The 19,920-nt window shown below is 70.4% G+C and carries 17 protein-coding genes; 8 read left to right on the top strand and 9 right to left on the bottom strand.

Going from position 1 to position 19,920, the window contains the following annotated elements:
* Positions 1-2 precede the first annotated feature (2 nt).
* From ACZ4N4_RS01010 to ACZ4N4_RS00990, 5 genes are all read left to right on the top strand, one after another.
* On the top strand, positions 3-581 hold the full coding sequence (locus tag ACZ4N4_RS01010) for a TerD family protein (RefSeq protein ID WP_352224595.1): 579 nt from the start codon (positions 3-5) through the stop codon (positions 579-581).
* Between the two features lie 49 nt (positions 582-630).
* Positions 631-2,664 carry a TerD family protein gene (locus ACZ4N4_RS01005; RefSeq protein ID WP_467583024.1) on the top strand — a complete coding sequence of 678 codons (2,034 nt, stop codon included), beginning with the start codon at positions 631-633 and terminating at the stop codon, positions 2,662-2,664.
* A 222-nt stretch (positions 2,665-2,886) separates the two neighbouring features.
* The gene (locus ACZ4N4_RS01000) at positions 2,887-3,888 is read left to right on the top strand and encodes a TerC family protein (RefSeq protein WP_467583021.1); all 1,002 of its coding nucleotides are present in this window, start codon (positions 2,887-2,889) and stop codon (positions 3,886-3,888) included.
* Positions 3,889-4,017: 129 nt separating this feature from the next.
* On the top strand, positions 4,018-4,320 hold the full coding sequence (locus ACZ4N4_RS00995; RefSeq protein WP_467583019.1) for a hypothetical protein: 303 nt from the start codon (positions 4,018-4,020) through the stop codon (positions 4,318-4,320).
* A 151-nt stretch (positions 4,321-4,471) separates the two neighbouring features.
* Positions 4,472-5,572, top strand: a complete 1,101-nt coding sequence (locus ACZ4N4_RS00990; protein ID WP_467583017.1) for a calcium:cation antiporter — start codon at positions 4,472-4,474, stop codon at positions 5,570-5,572.
* 7 nt (positions 5,573-5,579) lie between these two features.
* Here the strand turns inward: ACZ4N4_RS00990 and ACZ4N4_RS00985 are convergent, their stop codons facing one another.
* Positions 5,580-6,851 carry an MFS transporter gene (locus tag ACZ4N4_RS00985; protein ID WP_467583014.1) on the bottom strand — a complete coding sequence of 424 codons (1,272 nt, stop codon included), beginning with the start codon at positions 6,849-6,851 and terminating at the stop codon, positions 5,580-5,582.
* A 172-nt stretch (positions 6,852-7,023) separates the two neighbouring features.
* Between ACZ4N4_RS00985 and aroQ the strand changes: the two genes are divergently transcribed.
* Positions 7,024-7,497, top strand: coding sequence for a type II 3-dehydroquinate dehydratase (aroQ, locus tag ACZ4N4_RS00980; protein ID WP_453574072.1), 474 nt, complete (start codon positions 7,024-7,026; stop codon positions 7,495-7,497).
* Between the two features lie 4 nt (positions 7,498-7,501).
* Here the strand turns inward: aroQ and ACZ4N4_RS00975 are convergent, their stop codons facing one another.
* The 5 genes from ACZ4N4_RS00975 to ACZ4N4_RS00955 all read right to left on the bottom strand — a co-directional run bounded on the left by ACZ4N4_RS00975 (position 7,502) and on the right by ACZ4N4_RS00955 (position 11,919).
* Positions 7,502-8,254 carry an amino acid ABC transporter ATP-binding protein gene (locus ACZ4N4_RS00975; protein ID WP_467583011.1) on the bottom strand — a complete coding sequence of 251 codons (753 nt, stop codon included), beginning with the start codon at positions 8,252-8,254 and terminating at the stop codon, positions 7,502-7,504.
* Positions 8,251-9,174 (bottom strand): amino acid ABC transporter permease, encoded by a 924-nt coding sequence (locus ACZ4N4_RS00970; RefSeq protein ID WP_467583008.1) that lies wholly within the window; start codon positions 9,172-9,174, stop codon positions 8,251-8,253. Before ACZ4N4_RS00970 ends, ACZ4N4_RS00975 begins: the two co-directional genes overlap by 4 nt.
* A complete protein-coding gene (locus ACZ4N4_RS00965; RefSeq protein WP_467583006.1) occupies positions 9,171-10,055 on the bottom strand; it encodes an ABC transporter substrate-binding protein in 885 nt (294 codons plus the stop codon). The genes ACZ4N4_RS00970 and ACZ4N4_RS00965 overlap by 4 nt, the downstream gene beginning before the upstream one ends.
* A gap of 473 nt (positions 10,056-10,528) precedes the next feature.
* Entirely contained in the window at positions 10,529-11,185 is a 657-nt protein-coding gene (locus ACZ4N4_RS00960) for an MBL fold metallo-hydrolase (RefSeq protein WP_453574064.1), read from the bottom strand.
* Between the two features lie 44 nt (positions 11,186-11,229).
* Positions 11,230-11,919: a maleylpyruvate isomerase family mycothiol-dependent enzyme gene (locus ACZ4N4_RS00955; RefSeq protein WP_467583002.1), complete on the bottom strand. Its 690-nt coding sequence runs from the start codon at positions 11,917-11,919 to the stop codon at positions 11,230-11,232.
* A gap of 224 nt (positions 11,920-12,143) precedes the next feature.
* On the opposite strand from ACZ4N4_RS00955, the gene uvrA reads away from it, so the two are divergent.
* Positions 12,144-15,173 carry an excinuclease ABC subunit UvrA gene (uvrA, locus tag ACZ4N4_RS00950; RefSeq protein WP_453574060.1) on the top strand — a complete coding sequence of 1,010 codons (3,030 nt, stop codon included), beginning with the start codon at positions 12,144-12,146 and terminating at the stop codon, positions 15,171-15,173.
* Between the two features lie 190 nt (positions 15,174-15,363).
* Here the strand turns inward: uvrA and ACZ4N4_RS00945 are convergent, their stop codons facing one another.
* Both ACZ4N4_RS00945 and ACZ4N4_RS00940 read right to left on the bottom strand, forming a co-directional pair.
* Complete coding sequence (locus tag ACZ4N4_RS00945; protein WP_467582998.1) at positions 15,364-16,275, bottom strand: carbohydrate kinase family protein; 912 nt, start codon at positions 16,273-16,275, stop codon at positions 15,364-15,366.
* On the bottom strand, positions 16,272-17,444 hold the full coding sequence (locus tag ACZ4N4_RS00940) for a LacI family DNA-binding transcriptional regulator (protein ID WP_467582995.1): 1,173 nt from the start codon (positions 17,442-17,444) through the stop codon (positions 16,272-16,274). Before ACZ4N4_RS00940 ends, ACZ4N4_RS00945 begins: the two co-directional genes overlap by 4 nt.
* Before the next feature lie 430 nt (positions 17,445-17,874).
* On the opposite strand from ACZ4N4_RS00940, the gene ACZ4N4_RS00935 reads away from it, so the two are divergent.
* Positions 17,875-18,306: a Rieske (2Fe-2S) protein gene (locus ACZ4N4_RS00935; protein ID WP_467582992.1), complete on the top strand. Its 432-nt coding sequence runs from the start codon at positions 17,875-17,877 to the stop codon at positions 18,304-18,306.
* 26 nt (positions 18,307-18,332) lie between these two features.
* Here ACZ4N4_RS00935 and ACZ4N4_RS00930 read toward each other — a convergent pair whose 3' ends face one another.
* On the bottom strand, positions 18,333-19,280 hold the full coding sequence (locus ACZ4N4_RS00930) for a hypothetical protein (protein ID WP_453574052.1): 948 nt from the start codon (positions 19,278-19,280) through the stop codon (positions 18,333-18,335).
* Between the last annotated feature and the right edge of the window lie 640 nt (positions 19,281-19,920).

Below are 19,920 nucleotides of genomic sequence, written 5' to 3'. Positions count from 1 at the left end.
CCGTGACCGTCAACATGACCAAGGGTCAGGCCATCAGCCTGGAGAAGAAGGACGGCGGCTCCCTGAGCGCGGTCCGCATGGGTCTTGGTTGGAAGGCGGCACCCCGGCGCGGGCTGTTCGGCTCGCGCACCCGGGAGATCGACCTGGACGCCTCGGCGGTGCTGTTCGCCGACAAGCAGCCCGTCGACGTCGTGTTTTTCCGCCACCTGGTGAGTGACGACGGTTCGGTCCGGCACACGGGCGACAACCTCGTCGGCGGCGCGGGGCAGGGCGGCGACGACGAGGCCATCCTCGTCGACCTCGCGCGTGTCCCGGTCCACATCGACCAGATCGTCTTCACCGTCAACTCCTTCACCGGCCAGACCTTCCAGGAAGTGCAGAACGCCTTCTGCCGCCTGGTCGACGAGACCAACGGCCAGGAACTCGCCCGTTACACGCTCGACGGCGGCGGCGAGTACACCGCCCAGATCATGGCGAAGGTGCACCGCTCCGGTTCGGGCTGGACGCTGACGGCCCTGGGCGTGCCGGCCAAGGGGCGCACCTTCCAGGACCTGGTGCCCACGATCCTGCCGGTCCTCTAGGAGGAGCCCCGCGGCGCACGACGACACGACACACAGGGGGACTTGGGCGATGGCGGCCGAGCTGAAGCGCGGGCAGAACCATCCGCTCCCGCGGAACCGGATCGAGATCCGGATCTCGGCCGATGTGCCGGTCGTGGCCGGGGCCACCCTCGCCGACGACACCGGCCGGGTGCGGGACGCCGACCGGGTGGCCCATCCGGGCGCACCCACCCAGTCCGGGATCGAGGTCTCCCGGCAGGCGGCCGCCGAACACCGGCTCGCCGTCGACCTCGACGCCCTGCCCGAGGGCGTGCACCGGGTCAGCGTCCTGATCGCCCTGCCCGCAACCCTCGGCGGCCCCCTCCGCTTCGGCGCGGTCGCCGCGCCGCGCGCCGCGGTCACCGGCCTCGACGGCACCGAGGTAGCGGGCTACACCCTCGCCGGCCTGGACGCCGAGTCGGCGGTCGTGGCCCTGGAGCTCTACCGCCGCCAGGGCGCCTGGAAGATCCGCGCGGTGGGCCAGGGATACGCGGAGGGCCTCGCCGCGCTCCTGACCGACCAGGGTCTGCCGCAGGCCGCCGAACTCGCCCGCGGGATCGAGGAGGCGGTGGCGCGCGGTGTGGCCCGGTCGGTCCCGGTGCACACGGAGACCGGCCGCTCGCGTCGTACGGCCGCCTCCGTCGCCGGCCCCGATCCGTCCGGCACCAGTGCCGGGTCCCCCTACGACGTTCAGGCGCCCGGCGAAAGCAGCGACCGGCCGATCCCTTCCGGCGGACCTGGGGGACCTGGCGGACTCGGTGGATCTGAGTCGGCACTCGACGACGGCCGGTCCCCGGTCTCTGAAGGACCCGCCGATGCCGCCACGCCCGTCGGCGGCCCCATCGACTACACGCATCCCAGGCGTCGCCAGGCCTCCTCGCCAACGGTGTCGGCAGCGCCCGCCCCGGGGGCACCCGCCCCGGCCGACGGGCCCGTGCCGCTCGTCGCCGGCGATGCGGTCGGCTGGTCCATGGACGAGCGGCTGTACAACCAGGTCTGGGGCATGTTCGAGGACCTTGCCCGCTCCACCGCCGCGTACCGCAGTGCCGTCGACTTCGCCGGGTCCCGTATGGAGAAGGAGCTCGACCAGATCCTCGCCGACCCGCGCAGCCGCCTGGGCTCGACGGGCGAGGCCGCACGCGAGGCGGCTCGCGCCCGGCAGGCTCAGCTGGTCGACCAGGCCCAGGCGGCCCTCGACCGCGACCTCGCCCAGCTCACCGCCGAGTCCGAGGTCGTCGAGCCCGCTCTGCCACCGGCGTACGCACGCTGGGACAACCCCGTCTGGCATGCCTACCGGGTACCGACGGAACCGCCGATGGCCGTGCGACTGGGCGACCTGCACCTTGCGGAGAGCGATCCGCTGCGCGTCCCGATGCTGGTCCGGCTGCCGCTGGAGCGGGGCCTGTGGATCGACAGCGGCCTCACCTCGACTCCCGACGGTGGCTTTCCCGACGCCGATGACCTGCGGCACCTCGCTCTGCATACGGCGGTGGCGCTCGCGGCCCGGCTGCTCGCCGTACACCCGGCCGGGGAGTTCGGCGTACAGATCGTCGATCCGGCCGGTTCCGGCGCCTCCGCGCTCGCCCCGCTGACGGGGACCGGCGTCCTGGCCGGGCCACCCACGACCGGCGCGGCCGGTGTGGCGGAGGTGCTGGGTCGGCTGACCGAGCGCGTCGACCTGGTGCAGATGGCCGTGCGCGGTGGCGCGGCGGACGCCCTGCCGCCCGGTCTGGACGTCTCCCGGCAACTGCTGATCGTCAACGAGTTCCCGCACGGTTTCGACGACCGCGCCGTCACTCAGCTGCGTTATCTCGCGGACGAGGGTCCGGACGTCGGTGTCCATCTCCTGCTGGTCGCCGACCGCGAGGACGCCGCCGCCTACGGACCGTTGCTCGATCCGCTGTGGCGTTCACTGATGCGACTCACGCCGGTACCGGACGATCACCTGGCCGACCCGTGGGTGGGGCATGCCTGGACGTACGAGCCCTGCCTCGTGCCGGCCGGGAGCCAGGTGCTCCAGCAGGTGCTCAACCAGGTCGCGATCGCGCGCACCAAGCGTATGTAAAGCCCTCTGACCAGGTAACTTGGCCTTTATTTTGCCAATCGCTTTACCTTTCCTTGGTGATTGGGGTACTGTTTTCCTCACGGAGGGGAGTACTCCCTATCTGCTGCGGCGTACCCGTCAATACGGATCCGACCGGATCCCGGGGCGTCGGCCCGTCTCGGGTGGAAGAGACCTCCGGCAGCGATGACGCTGACCCTTTGCCATTCACGAACCGGAGGCGCAGTGGATGTATCCGTGACCCTTTGGGTCCTCACCATCTTGGGTCTGGCCGCCCTCATCGCGGTCGACTTCTTCATCGGCCGCAAGCCGCATGACGTATCCGTCAAGGAAGCCGGAATCTGGACCGTCGTCTGGATCGCCCTGGCCGGACTCTTCGGCCTCGGCCTGCTCGTCTTCGGCGGCAGCCAACCCGGCGGCGAGTTCTTCGCGGGCTTCATCACCGAGAAGTCGCTGAGCGTCGACAACCTCTTCGTCTTCGTCCTGATCATGGCGAAGTTCGCCGTGCCCTCGCGGTACCAGCAGCGGGTGCTGCTCGTCGGCGTCCTCATAGCCCTGGTCCTGCGGGCCGTCTTCATCGCCGCGGGTGCCGCGATCCTCGCCAACTTCTCCTGGGTTTTCTACCTCTTCGGCGCCTTCCTGATCTGGACCGCCTGGAAGCTGATCCAGGAGGCCCGGGCTGACGAGGACGAAGAGGAGTTCGAGGAGAACAAGCTGCTCAAGGCCGCGGAACGCAGGTTCGGTGTGGCCGACCGCTACCACGGCACCAAGCTGTGGATCCAGCAGAACGGCAAGCGGGTCATGACCCCGATGCTGGTCGTGATGCTTGCGATCGGTACGACCGACGTCCTGTTCGCGCTGGACTCCATTCCCGCCATCTTCGGCCTGACGCAGGACCCGTACATCGTCTTCACGGCCAACGCCTTCGCGCTGATGGGTCTGCGACAGCTGTACTTCCTCATCGGCGGACTGCTGAAGAAGCTGGTCCACCTCTCGTACGGTCTGTCCATCATCCTCGGCTTCATCGGCGTCAAACTCGTGCTGCACGCTCTGCACGAGTCCGGCGTCCATGTGCCGGAGATCAGCATCCCGGTCTCGCTCGGCGTCATCTGCGCGGTCCTGATCGTCACCACGATCACCAGTCTGCGGGCCTCCAGGAAGCAGGCGGCGGCCGAGGCGGCGCGGAGCCGGAGCGAAGGCGCTCCGAAGGACAGCATCGACGTCTGACCACGTCGGACGTAGGAACAACCACCCCGCGGGGCGGTGCGAAGCGCATTGCCGGCCCACCGCTCCCGGTGCTTCGTTGGGTGGCGGAGCGTCCCCGGTCGGGGGCGCCGCCACCCGGTGGAGGCAACCGTGACATTCGTCCAGATCATCGCCTTCGAGACCGACCGCATCGACGAGATGAGGGCCCTCGCGGACGAGATGGGCAACCAACTCGCCGGCGGTGAGAACAGCCCGACGCGTCGGCTGATCCTCAGGGACCGGAGCCGGCCCGGCCACTACCTGGGCGTGATCGAGTTCAACTCCTACGAGGAGGCCATGCGCAACAGCGACGACCCCGAGACGAGCAAATTCGCCGAGCGGATGGCCGCCCTGTGCACCCGCCCGCCGTCCTTCACCGACTGCGACGTCGTGGACATGACCGACTTCACGTAACCGTTCGAACGACCGCACCCGACCGACTTCGCGTAACCGTTCGACCGACCGCACCCGTACGACCCCGGGGGCCGTGCCGCGTCGACGGCGGGCCCCCGGAGCCCGAAAGGACCGGAATGCGAACCCCGTACGCCTCTGCCAACATCGCTGCATGATCACTCGGCTCAGGTCGCTCTCCACTCGGTGGACGTTCCTCGTGCCGGTGCTCGCGGTCGTCCTGCTCCTGTTCACCTGGGGTCGTGATCTGCCCGGCGCGGTCGTCGCACTGGTGACCGTGGTCCTCGCCGGATCCGTCCTCGCCGCCGTCCACCACGCCGAGGTCGTCGCCCACCGGGTGGGCGAACCCTTCGGGTCCCTGGTCCTCGCCGTCGCCGTCACGATCATCGAGGTCGCCCTGATCGTCACCCTCATGGTCGACGGCGGCGCCAAGAGTTCCACGCTGGCCCGGGACACCGTCTTCGCCGCCGTGATGATCACCTGCAACGGCATCGTCGGCGTCTGTCTTCTCGTCGCCTCCCTGCGCCACGGCACCGCAGTCTTCAACCCCGAGGGCACCGGCGCCGCCCTCGCGACCGTGGCCACCCTGGCCACCCTCAGTCTGGTCCTGCCGACCTTCACCACGAGCAGACCGGGCCCCGAGTTCTCCGGCGTCCAGCTGACCTTCGCGGCCCTTTCCTCACTGATCCTTTACGGCCTGTTCGTCGCCACCCAGACCGTGCGGCACCGCGACTACTTCCTGCCGATCACCCGGCAGGGTGAGGTGATCGACGGTGACGACCACGCCGAGGTGCCCTCCGCGCGCACCGCCTGGATCAGCCTCGGCCTGCTGGGCCTCGCCCTTGTCGGCGTCGTCGGACTGGCCAAGGGCGTGTCGCCGACGATCGAGTCCGGCGTGCAGGCGGCCGGACTGCACCAAGCCGTCGTCGGTGTGATCATCGCCCTGCTGGTGCTGCTCCCCGAGACCATCGCAGCCCTGCGCTCCGCCCGCCGCGACCGTGTGCAGACCAGCCTCAACCTGGCGCTCGGCTCGGCCATGGCCAGCATCGGGCTGACCATCCCCGCCGTTGCCCTGGCATCCATCTGGCTCTCCGGCCCCCTGGTACTCGGCCTCGGCGCCACCCACATGCTGCTGCTCGCGCTCACCGTGGTGGTCAGCTCCCTCACGGTCGTGCCGGGCCGGGCCACACCGCTCCAGGGCGGCGTCCACCTGGTGCTCTTCGCCGCCTATCTGGAACTGGCGATCAACCCCTAGCGCGAACTCACCCGGTGACCGGCTCGGCCGCCGCCACCGGCACCGGGCGCGTCTCCGGCAGCAGCGCGAAGCAGCCGAGGCTCAGCAGCGCGATCGCCGTCAGATACGTCCCCACAGCCCACGGCACCCGTCCGCTGTGCTCCGCCAGCGCCGTCGCGACGATCGGGGTGAGCGCGCCTCCGAGGACCCCGCCGAGGTTGTAGCCGACGGCGGCGCCGGTGCAGCGCACCCGGGGCTCGTACAGCTCCGGCAGATAGGCGGCGACGACGGAGAACATGGCGATGAAGGAGACCAGCGCGCCCGTGAACCCGAGGAACATCAACAGGGGCTCACCGGTCGCCAGCAACGCGACCATCGGGAACATCCACAGCGCCGAGGCCGTGCACCCCGCAAGACACAGCGGCCGTCGCCCGTAGCGGTCGCCGAGCAGGGCCATCACCGGTGTGAGCGAGCCCTTCACCACCACGGCGGCCATGATGCAGACGAGCATCACGGTCCGGCTGACCCCGAGCCGGTCCGTCCCGTACGCCAGCGACCAGGTGGTCACCGCGTAGAACACCGCGTACCCGACCGCGAGCGCCCCCGCCGTCAGCAGCACCAGCCGCCAGTGATGCCGTACGACCTCGGCGATCGGCACGCGCGCATGGTCGTCGAGTTCCAGGAACCGGGGGCTCTCGGCGAGCGACGAACGCAGCCACAGCCCGCTCAGCGCCAGCGCTCCCGCCGCCCAGAACGGCACCCGCCACCCCCACTGCGCGAACTGCGCTTCGGACAGCGACGCGGACAGGGCCAGCATCACGCCGTTGGCGAGCAGAAAGCCGACGGCCGGCCCGATCTGCGGAAAGCTCGACCACAGGGCGCGCCGCCCGGGGGGCGCGTGTTCCGCGGTCAGCAGCACCGCCCCGCCCCACTCCCCGCCGAGCCCCAGCCCCTGCAGAAAGCGCAGCACGAGCAGCAGCACGGGCGCGGCCACGCCGATCGTGCCGTACGTCGGCAGACAGCCGACCGCGACCGTCGAGGCGCCGGTCAGCAGCAGTGACGCGACCAGCACCGGACGCCGGCCACGCCGGTCCCCGATGTGCCCGAACAGCACCGAGCCCAGCGGGCGGGCCACGAACCCCACACCGAACGTCCCGAACGCCGCCAGCGTGCCCGCGAGCGGTGAGAACGTCGGGAAGAACAGCGGTCCCAGGACGAGCGCCGCGGCCGTGCCGTAGACGAAGAAGTCGTAGAACTCGATGGCGGTTCCGGCGAGCGAGGCGGCCGCCAGCCTCAGCATCGAGGGAACCCTTACGGTGCGTACATCGTGCATGTCGCGTCAACTACCCACGGTGACCGTCCGTCACGGGGGCGCACGGCGCCCTTCACGGGCGCCTCGGCGCACCGTGATAAACCGGTCTGAGCCGCGGTCCACCCAGGGCCGCTCATCGTCCGAACGGACCGGAGGAAGCGTGCCCCGCACCCTGGCCAACGCCCCGATCATGATTCTCAACGGGCCCAACCTGAACCTGCTCGGCCAGCGCCAGCCCGAGATCTACGGCTCCGACACGCTCGCCGACGTCGAGGCCCTCTGCGTCAAGGCGGCGGCCGCGCACGGCGGCACCGTGGACTTCCGGCAGTCCAACCACGAGGGCGAACTGGTCGACTGGATCCACGAGGCGCGCCTCGGCCACTGCGGGATCGTCATCAACCCGGGCGCCTACTCGCACACCTCGGTCGCCATCCTGGATGCCCTCAACACCTGCGACGGGATGCCTGTGTTGGAGGTCCACATCTCCAACATCCACAAGCGCGAGTCCTTCCGGCACCACTCCTACGTCTCCCTGCGTGCCGACGGGGTGATCGCCGGGTGCGGTGTGCAGGGCTATGTGTTCGGCGTGGAGCGGGTGGCGGCGCTGGCCGGCGCCGCCACGGCAGACGCCTGACGCCTCAGAGCCGTCCGGCCTCCACGATCCGCCGCAGGAAGCGCCGGGTGCGCTCCTGCTGCGGATCGCCGAACACCTGCTCGGCGGTGCCGTGTTCGAGTACGACGCCGCCGTCGAGGAAGCAGACCTGGTCGGCGACGTCCCGGGCGAAGCCCATCTCGTGCGTCGCCAGCACCATGGTCATGCCCTCGTCCTTCAGACCGCGGACCACGGTGAGCACCTCGCCGACCAGCTCCGGGTCGAGGGCGGCGGTGATCTCGTCGAACAGCAGCAGCCGGGGCCGTACCGCAAGGGCGCGCACGATCGCCACCCGCTGCTGCTGACCGCCGCTCAACCGGTCCGGGTAGGCGTCCGTCTTGTCACCCAGCCCGAGGCGCTCCAGGAGCTCCCGGGCCCGTTCCTCGGCCTCCGCGCGGGAGACGCCGTGCACCCGGCGCGGTGCCAGGGTGATGTTGTCCAGCACGGTCATGTGCGGGAAGAGGTTGTACGCCTGGAAGACCACGCCGATACGGCGGCGTACCGCGTCCTGGTCCGCGCGCGGGGCGGTGATCTCCTCGCCGTCCAGCCAGATCGCGCCGTCGTCGATCTCCTCGAGGAGGTTGGCACAGCGCAGCAGCGTCGACTTGCCGGAGCCGGACGCGCCGATCAGCGCCGTCACCGTGTGCGGGGCGACCGCCAGGTCCACGTCCCGCAGCACCACCGAGCGGCCGAAGGTCTTGCGAACGGACTCCATGCGCAGGACAGGTGCGTCGGTCATATGGATCCTCCCTGGGCCCGCTGCCGGTCCATCCGTGCCGTCACCCAGTCCGTGAATCGGGTCATCGGGATGGTCAGCGCCACGAAGACCAGCCCGGCGACGATGTACGGCGTGTAATTGAGGCTCCGGCCCACGATGATGTCGGCCGCCCGTACGGCGTCGATCGCACCACCGATCGACACGAGACCGGTGTCCTTCTGGAGCGACACCAGGTCGTTCAGCAGCGGCGGCACCTGACGTCGTACAGCCTGCGGCAGGATCACATGGCGCAGGGCCTGCCGGTTGGTGAGGCCGAGCGAGCGGGCCGCCGCGCGCTGCGAGGGGTGGACCGACTCGATGCCGGCGCGGAACACCTCGGCCACGTACGCGGAGTACGTCAGCGTCAGCGCGGTACCGCCCAGCAGCACCGGATCGACCGTCACACCCTGCAGCCGCAGCGCCGGGACGCCCAGCACCACGATCATCAGGTTGATGATCAGCGGCAGCCCGCGGAAGAAGTCGGTGTACGCCGCCGCGAGCGCCCGCAACGGGAAGAACACCGGCCCGCGCAGCGTGCGCGCGATGGCGATCAGCATGCCGAGGACCAGCACGGCGACACCGCAGACGACCAGCAGCCGGACGTTCAGCCACAGACCTTCAAGGACCTTCGGCAACGCCTCGCGCGCGTACTGCCCGTTGAAGAACGTCTCCTTGGTGCGCGGCCAGCCGGGCGCGTTCACTACGACCAGGTAGAGCACGACCGCCGTGACCAGCGTCGAGAGCGCGGCGATCGCGGTGGCGCGGCGGGCGCGGGCACGCCTGTAGCGTTCCCGCTCCAGCCGCCGTTCGGACGGGGTGTAGCCGTCGTCCCCGTGCGCGGACATGCCACTCGTGCCGTCCACACCCTCCCCCCGGCCGGACCCGTCCTTGGTGACGGTCACTTGAGCACCGGGGCGTCGACGGCGTCGGACAGCCACTGCTGCTCGATCTTCGCCAGTGTGCCGTCCTTGCGCAGCGCGTCGACGGCGGTCGTGACGCACGAGGTGAGCGCGCTGCCCTTGTCGAGGACCAGGCCGAACTGCTCGGGCGTGCCGCCCTGGTTCTGGAACTGGCCGACGATCTTCGCGTTCGTCACCTCGGCCGAGGTGATGTAGAAGGCGGTCGGCAGGTCGACCACGATCGCGTCCACCTGGCCGTTCTTCAGCGCCGACTTGGCCTGGTCGTTCTTGGCGTACACGGCGGGCTGCTGCGACGGCTTCACCACATCGGTGATGTAGTCGAGGCTGGTCGTGCCGACCTGGGCGCCCAGCTTGAGGCCCTTGAGATCCGCGATACCGGTCGCCTTCGCGGCCTTGCTGCCCTTGAGCGCGATGACCGCCTGGCGCACGTCGTAGTAACCCGACGAGAAGTCCACGGCCTTCTTGCGCTCGGCGCTGATGGACACCTGGTTGATGTCGAAGTCGAAGGTCTTCACACCAGGCGCGAACGCCTTGTTGAACGGCACGCTCTGCCAGACGACCGCGCTCTTGTCGTACCCCAGTTGCTTCGCCACGGCGTACGCGACCGCGGACTCGAAGCCCTCGCCATTGGCCGGCTTGTCGTCCTTGAACCACGGCTCGTACGCCGGCTCGTCCGTCGCGATCGTGAGCTTGCCAGACGTCTGGGTGGCCAACTTGCCCTTGGCGCACGTGGTTCCGGCCGAGGAGGAAGACCCGCCGGAAGCCTTCTCCTCCGGCTGCGGAGCACAGCCGACAGCGGTGGCGAGCAGGGCTATGGTGGCGGCGGCGACAGCGCGGCGCAGTGCGCTCGGGGCAGGGTGCATGGCGGGAGAGTGACAGCGAACGCCGCGTATGTCCAGGTCAAGGGGTTATCTGTCCGCATAGTGGGAACCGGTGTTGCGGTCTTGTGAACGTTGCCCGTCGCGGGTTGCGAGGCGACCACGCCGGGGCCGCCGGTCGAGGGCGGGGAATGGTGACCGGCGGCCCGTACCGCGCAGGAGCCGTCATCCTGTGCGGGGCTGACACCAGTTGACCGCGCAACGACGCGCGCGGGGAGCGTGCGCTGGACCCCGGCGCGTGCGAACTGTTCACACGGGGCGCGCGACGAGTCCGCGCGGGGCGTGCGAGGTCGTGCGCGCCGGGTGCGGGTGAAGGGGCGTGCGCCGGGCGCGAGTTGAGAACCACACGCCGGGCGCGCGCTGCTCGCACGCACGCCCCGCGCGGACGGCTCACGCGCGCGGCCCACGCGGATGGGTAACGCCCACAGCTCACGCCCATGGCGGGCGTGCCCCCGCGCTCACCACCCGCGCGCGTGCCACTCCGGCAGGTGCGGGCGCTCCGTGCCCAGGGTGGTGTCGTTGCCGTGCCCCGGGTACACCCAGGTCTCGTCCGGCAGCACGTCGAAGATCTTCGTCTCGACGTCGTGGATCAGGCTGGCGAAGGCCTTCGCGTTCTTGCGCGTGTTGCCGACCCCGCCGGGGAAGAGGCAGTCCCCGGTGAAGACGTGCGGGTGGCCGTGCGGGTCGTCGTAGACCAGGGCGATGGAACCGGGGGTGTGACCGACGAGGTGGCGGGCGGTCAGTTCGACCTGGCCGACCCGGATGACGTCGCCGTCGTCGACGGCGACGTCGGTGGTGACCGGGATGCCGGGAGCGTCCTCGCGCCCCGCGTACGTCCGTGCGCCGGTGGCGGCGACCACCTCGGCCAGTGCCTGCCAGTGGTCGCCGTGCTGGTGCGTGGTGACGACGGACGCGATGCCGTCGTCACCGATCATGCCCAGGAGCGTCTCGGCGTCATTGGCCGCGTCGATCAGCAGTTGCTCGTCCGTGGCGCGGCAGCGCAGCAGATAGGCGTTGTTGTCCATGGGTCCGACCGCGATCTTGGTGATCATCAGGTCCTTGAGCTCGTGCACGTCCGCCGGTCCGCCGACCGTCACCTCTCCGCTGTACGTCATGGCGGTCAGCCTATAGCGGGGAGTGGCCCACCAGGTGCCGTGCGCTACAGCGGCGGAAGCGCGGGCAGGGTGCCGCCCCGCACCGTCAGGGCCGAACCGTCACGGCGGCCGGCGAGCCAGCCGAGCAGCTCCGCGGCGCTTCCCTCGACGCCGACCGGGCCTCCGGGGGCGCCACCGCCCGTCGTCCAGACGCGGCCGCCGTCGGCGCGCAGCCCGGTCGAGGGCACGTCCTGGTGGCCGCCGAAGCGTTCCGCCAGGAAGTCGATCTCCCGTTCCGTGAACTCCGCCGGGAGGTCCTCCAGCTCGTAGCCGATCCCGAGGTCGACATGGTGCAGCTCGACCTCGGCCCAGCGCCGGAACGGCACCCGTGCCGCCGCGTCGGTGACCCCGTTGCGGAGCTCCACCGTGCGCGTCCAGTCCGCTGGCTCTGCCCCGCGGACCCGGAACCGGGCGTCGCTTTCGCGCAGATCGGCGAGGTGGGCGTCGAGCGGGCGCGGGGCGTCCCGCTCGATGTCGGCGTCCCGGGCGCCGCCGGAGACGTACATGGGACGCCCGTCGAGGACGTTCGTGAGCGCGTCCGCGTTGCGGGCGAGGTGGGCCAGGACGTGACCGACCGTCCAACCGGGCAGCCGTGACGGTCGCGCCACGGACGCGTTGTCCAGTTTGGCGACTGCGGTGAGGATCCGGTCCGTCGCTTCCTGTACAGACGCCAGGTCATGAGCGTGATCAATCATGGGGCTGACAGTAGCCCCGCCACACCTTCGGGTGAAGGTTTCGCACCAGGTCCGTAAATCGAATGCGCGTGCTATATCGTCGGTGACGGCGTCGGGCATGCTGGATGGTCCGGGATTGTTTACGCATCCAGGAATCCAACCGGCGTTGTCAGTGGCTCCCCCTAGTCTGAAGAAGCACGGGGCCCTGCCCCTGTCACTTCTCTCAAGAAAGGTGCGGACCGGCTGTGGCCGACCGTCTCATCGTCCGTGGCGCGCGCGAGCACAATCTGAAGAATGTCTCGCTCGACCTGCCTCGTGACTCGCTCATCGTCTTCACGGGGCTGTCCGGGTCGGGCAAGTCCTCCCTGGCCTTCGACACGATCTTCGCCGAGGGCCAGCGGCGCTACGTGGAGTCGCTCTCCTCGTACGCGCGCCAGTTCCTCGGGCAGATGGACAAGCCGGACGTGGACTTCATCGAGGGCCTGTCCCCGGCGGTGTCCATCGACCAGAAGTCGACCTCGCGCAACCCGCGCTCGACGGTCGGCACCATCACCGAGGTCTACGACTACCTGCGTCTGCTCTTCGCGCGCATCGGCAAGCCGCACTGCCCCGAGTGCGGCCGCCCGATCTCCCGCCAGTCGCCGCAGGCCATCGTCGACAGGGTGCTGGAGCTGCCCGAGGGGAGCCGCTTCCAGGTGCTCTCGCCGCTGGTGCGCGAGCGCAAGGGCGAGTTCGTCGACCTCTTCGCCGACCTCCAGACCAAGGGCTACTCCCGCGCGCGCGTGGACGGCGAGACCATTCAGCTCTCCGAGCCTCCGACGCTGAAGAAGCAGGAGAAGCACACCATCGAGGTGGTCGTCGACCGTCTCACGGTGAAGGACACCGCCAAGCGCCGCCTCACGGACTCCGTGGAGACCGCGCTGGGCCTGTCAGGCGGCATGGTCGTGCTCGACTTCGTCGACCTCCCCGAGGACGACCCCGAGCGCGAGCGCATGTACTCGGAGCACCTGTACTGCCCGTACGACGACCTGTCCTTCGAGGAGCTGGAGCCCCGTTCCTTCTCCTTCAACTCGCCCTTCGGCGCCTGCCCCGAGTGCACCGGCATCGGCACGCGCATGGAGGTCGACCCGGAGCTGATCGTCCCCGACGAGGACAAGTCCCTCGACGAGGGCGCCATCCACCCCTGGTCGCACGGGCACACCAAGGACTACTTCGGCCGCCTGATCGGCGCCCTCGCGGACGCGCTGGGGTTCCGCACCGACATCCCCTTCGCCGGCCTGCCGCAGCGCGCCAGGAAGGCCCTGCTCTACGGCCACAAGACACAGATCGAGGTCCGCTACCGCAACCGGTACGGACGCGAGCGCGTGTACACCACGCCCTTCGAGGGGGCGGTGCCCTTCGTCAAGCGCCGGCACAGTGAGGCCGAGAGCGACGCCAGCCGGGAGCGCTTCGAGGGCTACATGCGCGAGGTGCCCTGCCCGACCTGTCAGGGCACGCGCCTGAAGCCGATCGTCCTCGCCGTCACGATCATGGACAAGTCGATCGCCGAGGTCGCGGCGATGTCCATCAGCGACTGCGCGGAGTTCCTGGGCGAGCTCAAGCTCAACGCGCGCGACAAGAAGATCGCCGAGCGCGTCCTGAAGGAGGTCAACGAGCGGCTGCGGTTCCTGGTCGACGTCGGCCTGGACTACCTCTCGCTGAACCGCGCGGCCGGCACACTCTCCGGCGGCGAGGCGCAGCGGATCCGCCTGGCCACCCAGATCGGCTCCGGTCTCGTCGGTGTCCTGTACGTCCTCGACGAGCCGTCGATCGGCCTGCACCAGCGCGACAACCACCGGCTCATCGAGACCCTGGTCCGGCTTCGCGACATGGGCAACACGCTCATCGTGGTCGAGCACGACGAGGACACCATCAAGGTCGCCGACTGGGTTGTGGACATCGGCCCCGGCGCCGGCGAGCACGGCGGCAAGGTCGTGCACAGCGGTTCCCTCAAGGAGCTGCTGGTCAACGAGGAGTCGCAGACCGGCCAGTACCTGTCCGGCAGGAAGGCGATCCCGCTGCCGGACATCCGCCGGCCGCAGGACCCGTCCCGTCGGCTCACAGTGCACGGCGCCCGCGAGAACAACCTCCAGGACATCGACGTGTCCTTCCCGCTGGGCGTGTTCACGGCCGTCACGGGCGTGTCCGGCTCCGGCAAGTCGACGCTGGTCAACGACATCCTTTACACGCACCTGGCGCGTGAGCTGAACGGTGCGCGGAACGTCCCCGGCAGGCACACGCGGGTGGACGGCGACGACCTCGTCGACAAGGTCGTGCACGTCGACCAGTCGCCCATCGGTCGCACCCCGCGATCGAACCCGGCGACGTACACCGGTGTCTTCGACCACGTCCGCAAGCTGTTCGCCGAGACCACCGAGGCGAAGGTCCGCGGCTACCTGCCGGGCCGCTTCTCCTTCAACGTCAAGGGCGGCCGCTGCGAGAACTGCGCGGGCGACGGCACCATCAAGATCGAGATGAACTTCCTCCCGGACGTCTACGTCCCGTGCGAGGTCTGCCACGGAGCCCGGTACAACCGGGAGACGCTGGAGGTCCACTACAAGGGCAAGTCCATCTCCGAGGTCCTGAACATGCCCATCGAAGAAGCCATGCACTTCTTCGAGGCCGTCCCGGCGATCAACCGCCACCTCACGACGCTGAACGACGTCGGTCTCGGCTACGTCCGTCTCGGCCAGTCGGCGACCACCCTGTCCGGCGGTGAGGCGCAGCGCGTGAAGCTCGCCAGCGAGCTGCAGAAGCGCTCCACCGGGCGTACGGTCTACGTCCTGGACGAGCCGACCACGGGTCTGCACTTCGAGGACATCAGCAAACTGCTGAAGGTCCTCGCCGGTCTCGTCGACAAGGGCAACACGGTCATCGTCATCGAGCACAACCTCGATGTGATCAAGACCGCGGACTGGGTCGTCGACATGGGTCCGGAAGGCGGTGCCGGCGGCGGACTCGTCGTCGCGGAGGGCACGCCCGAGGAGGTCGCCGCCGTCCCGGCCAGCCACACCGGCAAGTTCCTGCGCGAGGTCCTCGGCGCCGACCGCATCAGCGACGCCAGCTCGGTGAAGGCCCCGCGCAAGCCGGCGGCGAAGAAGACGGTCGCGGCCAAGTCGGTGGCGAAGAAGACGGCGACCGCCAGGACCGCCGACAGCACGGCCACGAAGAAGGCGGCCGGGGCCACGAGGAAGACGGCGCCCGCGAAGAAGACGACCCGGGCCCGCAAAGCCTGAGGTCCCCGGGCGACCGGCTCGGACAAATCCAGAAAAGTGCGGCGTCCCGCGGGAACTCCCCGTGGGGCGCCGCTCGTTCCCTCATCAGCCGCCCGATCCTCGCGGCGGCGACGAACCTTGACTCATCAACAGCGGAATCAGCGCGATGTCAGCGGGACCGTTGAAGAGGCGACGGGGAGCCGGACGGCCCCTACAGGTCCCCTAGTTCGGAGGCGTACGGCGGCTCCGCACCCGCCCGGGAGCAGGTGATCGCGGCCGCCCGCGCCGCGAATCGCAGCAGCCTGGTCCAGCCGTCGGCGCCCAGTCCCGCAAGCGCCTCGGCGGACAGGGCGTCCTGGGCGGCGAGTCCATGCAGCAGAGCCGCGTTCACGGTGTCCCCGGCGCCGATCGTGTCCACGACGGCGACCTCCTCACCGGGCATGGCGTACACGGTGCCATCGGGGGTGAAGGCGCTGAGACCGTCACCGCCGTGGGTGATCACCACAGCGGAGGGGCCCGACGCCAGCCACTCGCGCGGGGTACCGCCCAGCCACAGCGCATCCTCCTCCGAGAGCTTGAGGAGAGTCACCGAGGGCAGCCAGCTCTTGAAACGCGCCCGGTAGGCGTCCGGATCCGTGATCAGACCTGCCCGGATGTTCGGGTCGAGGGCGGTGAACAGACCCTGCCCGGCCGCACTGCGCATCAGCTCCTCGTAGGCGCTCGCCCCAGGTTCCAGGACGAGCGAGAGCGTGCCGAAGGAGACGGCACGGGTCGTGGCGGGCAGGCCGGTTGGTGCGGTGAACAGACGGTCGGCGGTGCCGTCGACATAGAAGGAGTAGGAGGCGGAGCCCCTCGCGTCGATCGTGGCCGCCGCGAGAGTGGTCGGCTCCGTGCCGCGCTCCACGAGGGAGACATCGACTCCCGCGCGCCTTAGCCCGTCCAGCAGGGCCTCGCCGAAGGCGTCGTGCGAGGTGCGGGAGCAGAAGGCGGTGGGGGAGCCGAGGCGGCCGAGGGCCACGGCCGTGTTGTACGGGCCGCCGCCGAGGGCCGGCTGCAGGGTCGCGAGGGCGCCCGCGCCCTGCGGTACCAGGTCGATCAGTGCCTCACCGGCGACGACGATCACGAGACGGTTCCTTCCTCGGGGTACTCGGAATGCCGGCGGTGCTCTGCCTGCCCGGACTGCTGGACCAGCCGGGAGCGTGCGGACCGCTGACGCGATCCCGCCGACGAGGCTGACGAGGCCGACCGGGTCCGGGCGGTCGCGGTCGCCCCGCCCTCCTCCTGACAGCCGCACGACGTCCGGTGCACGAAGGTGCACGGAAGCCGTACGGTCCTGGCGGTCCGGTCGGGTGCGGCCAGCCGTTCGAGAAGCACGCGGACCGCCTCGGCGCCGATCTCCCTGCTGGGCTGGGCGACGGCGGTGAGACGAGGCGAGAACAGATCGGCCCAGGCGAAGTCGTCGAAGCAGCACAGGGCGATGTCCTCCGGCACGGAGAGGCCGTGTGCCCGCAGCGCGCGCAGGGCGCCGATGGTCATCGCGTTGTTGGCGGTGACGAGCGCCGTGGGCGGCGCGGTGAGAGCCATCAGGGCGGCGGTGGCCGGCTCGGCTCCGGCGGACTCGGAGTTACCGGAGACGACCAGACCGTCGTCGAAGGGCAGCCCGGCGGTGGCGAGCCCCTGCCGGTAGCCGGCGATCCGTTCACCGGTGGTGCTGAGCCCCGGCAGCCCCGCGACGAGGCCGATCCGCCGGTGCCCGAGACCGGCCAGATGGGTGACGAGCCGGGCCGTGGGCTCGGTGTTCTCGGCGCAGACCTGGTCGAAGCGCGGGGCGCTGTCCGCGTGGCCGTCGATCACCCGGTCGAGGAGGACGGCCGGTACGGCGTGCCGGTCGAGGTAGGTGAGGAGCGCGCGCGGGTCGGCGGAGGGGGCGACGATCATGCCGTCGACGCGGCGCTCGTGCAGAAGCTGGACGACCTTGCGTTCGTGGTCGGGGTCGTCGTGCGGATCGGCGATGAGCAGGCTGTAGCCGTGCTCCAGGGCGGCGGCCTCGACGCCCTGAAGGATCTCCGTGAAGTACGGGTTGCTGATCGCCGACACCGCGAGCCCGATGGAGCGGGTGCGGGAAGTCACCAGGGAGCGGGCGAGGGTGTTGGGTGTGTAGTCCAGTTCCTCGATGGCGTCGAGCACCGCCTGACGGGTGTGGGGCAGCACCGGACGCGTCTCGTTCAGTACATGGGAGACGGTCGCCACGGAGACCCCGGCACGCCGGGCGACGTCGGCCATGGTGGGCATGGGGCTCCCCTCCTTCGTTTGCCGATCTTGGGCCAGGCCCTGCGGTTCCCTCCCGGGGCGCGGTAGGTCTCGGCCGGGAAGTTACCCCATCCGGAACTCTCGCGTAAACGCTTACGCAAGCGTTTACGTCCGATCGGGCCCCCCAGGGCATGATCACGCCTTCTCCGTCGCCCGGACCGTCGCCGCCGTCGGGTGAGCCGCCCAAGCCCCCCACCCCCCACCGGCCTGCACCTCCGGCCCCGGGTGTCCCCAACCTCGCTCGCACCTCGCACACAACCCGACCCACCCCGAAAGCGGGACGATCTGCCCGGGTATCGTCGCTCTGCTCTGCTCTGATCTGCTCTGCTCTGATCTGCTCTGCCCTGCCGCGGCCGACTACCGCCACCGCTGCAATCGATCCACCCCACCCCCAACCCCGCTGGAGCCCCCGATGCCCGCCGCCCGATCCTCCGCCAGCCGTCGTGCCGTCCTGCGGGGAGCGGCGGTCACACCGGTCGCCGGGCTCGGGCTGGCCGCCTGCTCGGCTCCCGGCGGCGGAGCCTCGGCGGACGCGACGCCGACCGCCCCGGTCGACCTCGGGGCCGAGAGCGAGGTCACCAAGGGCGGCGCGAAGCTGTACCGGGAGCACAACGTCGTCGTCAGCCGGTCCACCGACGGTGCCCTGAAGGCTTACAGCACGATCTGCACGCACGCGGGCTGCCCGATCAACAAACTCCAGGGCACGACGCTGGTCTGCCCCTGCCATGGCAGCGAGTTCGACGCGGTCACCGGAAAGGTGGTGCGGTCGCCGGCCACCGAGCCCTTGAACGAACTGCCGGTCAAGACCGCGAACGGCCGGATCGTGGCAGGCCCGGGCGCCTGATTCGGGGGAGCCGGTTCAGCGCCGGGTCATTCCCAGTCCCAGCCGATCCCGAGGAGACCCGGCCGCACTCGGGGCTCGACCAGGTGGACGGAGCGGTGCAGCCCGCTCAGCGGGAGGGCCTGCCGGCCACTGCGCGGCGCCGCCGCGGAGTGCTGGGTGAACCGGTGGCAGTGCGTCGGCAGTGCGTCCGCGGTGAAACGGACCTGGAGGGTGTACTGGCCGCCGGGAAAGCCGAAGTCGCGGACGTACTCGCGGGAGACACCTGCCGTACCGTCCTCCACGACGTAACGGAAGAGAAAGGTGTCGCCGGAGCGCAGGCGGGTGCCGAAGAGGAGTTCGGCGACGAGCAGGCCGGTCTCCGGGTCCGAACGGACGCGTCCGGTGCGGCAGTTCTCCAGGGCGCGCACGGTCATGTGCTGCGGGGCGCAGCCGGGGTCGCCGTGGTGGACGGCCACGAAGCGGTCGACGCCGTCCCGGTGGGCGCGCACGATGTGCTGCGACTCACGGGCGGCCAGCTCTCGGTGGGCACCGATCCGCACGCGCTCGTGGTGCCCCAGGGTGTGCAGACCGCCGTCGAGGGACCAGCCGAGGTCGGACTGCAGCCGGTCCAGGACGTCGGAGGCCTCGATCAGGGAGCGGTAGGAGCGGGCGGCGGGGCGGCGTACAGCGGGGCCCTGATCGGCATCGGCGAGCAGCCGGATCAGAGACTCGTCCGGGAGCTGGAGTATCTCCTCCAGTGCCCGGACGGCCCGCAGTGACTCCGGGCGCTGCGGGCGACGAGCTCCCTGCTGCCAGTAGCTCAGGCTGGTGACGCCCACTTTGACCCCGTAGCGCGAGAGATGGTGCTGCACGCGCTGGAGCGGCAGCCCGCGGGCGGCGATCGCGGCGCGCAGGGCCACATGGAAGGGGCCGCCGCGCAGGGCTGAGTCCAGTTCCGCGGTGGCGACGTCCGCGTGCTGTGTGCCGTGCCGCATGCAGGAGGGCCTTTCTCTTGGGGTTCACCACGGCTGGTCAGGCCGTTGGCGGGGGTCCGGGGCCACCCCGTCGGCGTCGGGGCGGCCGCACCTGGGTACGCCGCGTCCGCAGGCCGCTGCTCAGGGCCCCGAGTTCCCCCGCATTGAAGCGTGTTGACCAATCCCCGACAACACCTTCGGCCGGCCGAGGGCGCCCACCTGGCCGAGGCGTGCCCCCGGCGCCGGAAGAATCGCGCGAGCGAGAGGGCGCTGTGGCTGCCCGGGGGAGCGAAGCGCGCTCGCACGCAGGGCGCCGATTTGGGGAGGAAGCCGCGCAAGGTCCGTCGGGATCGACCCAGCGGTTCCGTGCCGGTCACGGACCGGGTATGGGCCGGGCACGCGTCGGCGGAGTGCCGGGACGGCTCGCGATGCCACCGAGGTGGCCGATTCCGAGATCCGCTTCCGGGGCGGGCAGGTCTGGCCCCGCCAGGAAGCGCGGGGGCCGCGCTTTGAGGAGCGGAGAGCCGCATGGCGACGGGGCTGCACGGCGACGGGGCTGCGCACCGGTCGATCGATCTCGGCCGGTCCGGCCGATCCAAGCGGTCCGGCCGGTCCGGCCGATCCAAGCGGTCCGGCCGGTCCGGCCGATCCAAGCTGGTCC

Source organism: Streptomyces sp. NPDC026538 (assembly GCF_055567535.1).
This window is presented reverse-complemented; position numbering and strand designations above follow the sequence as displayed.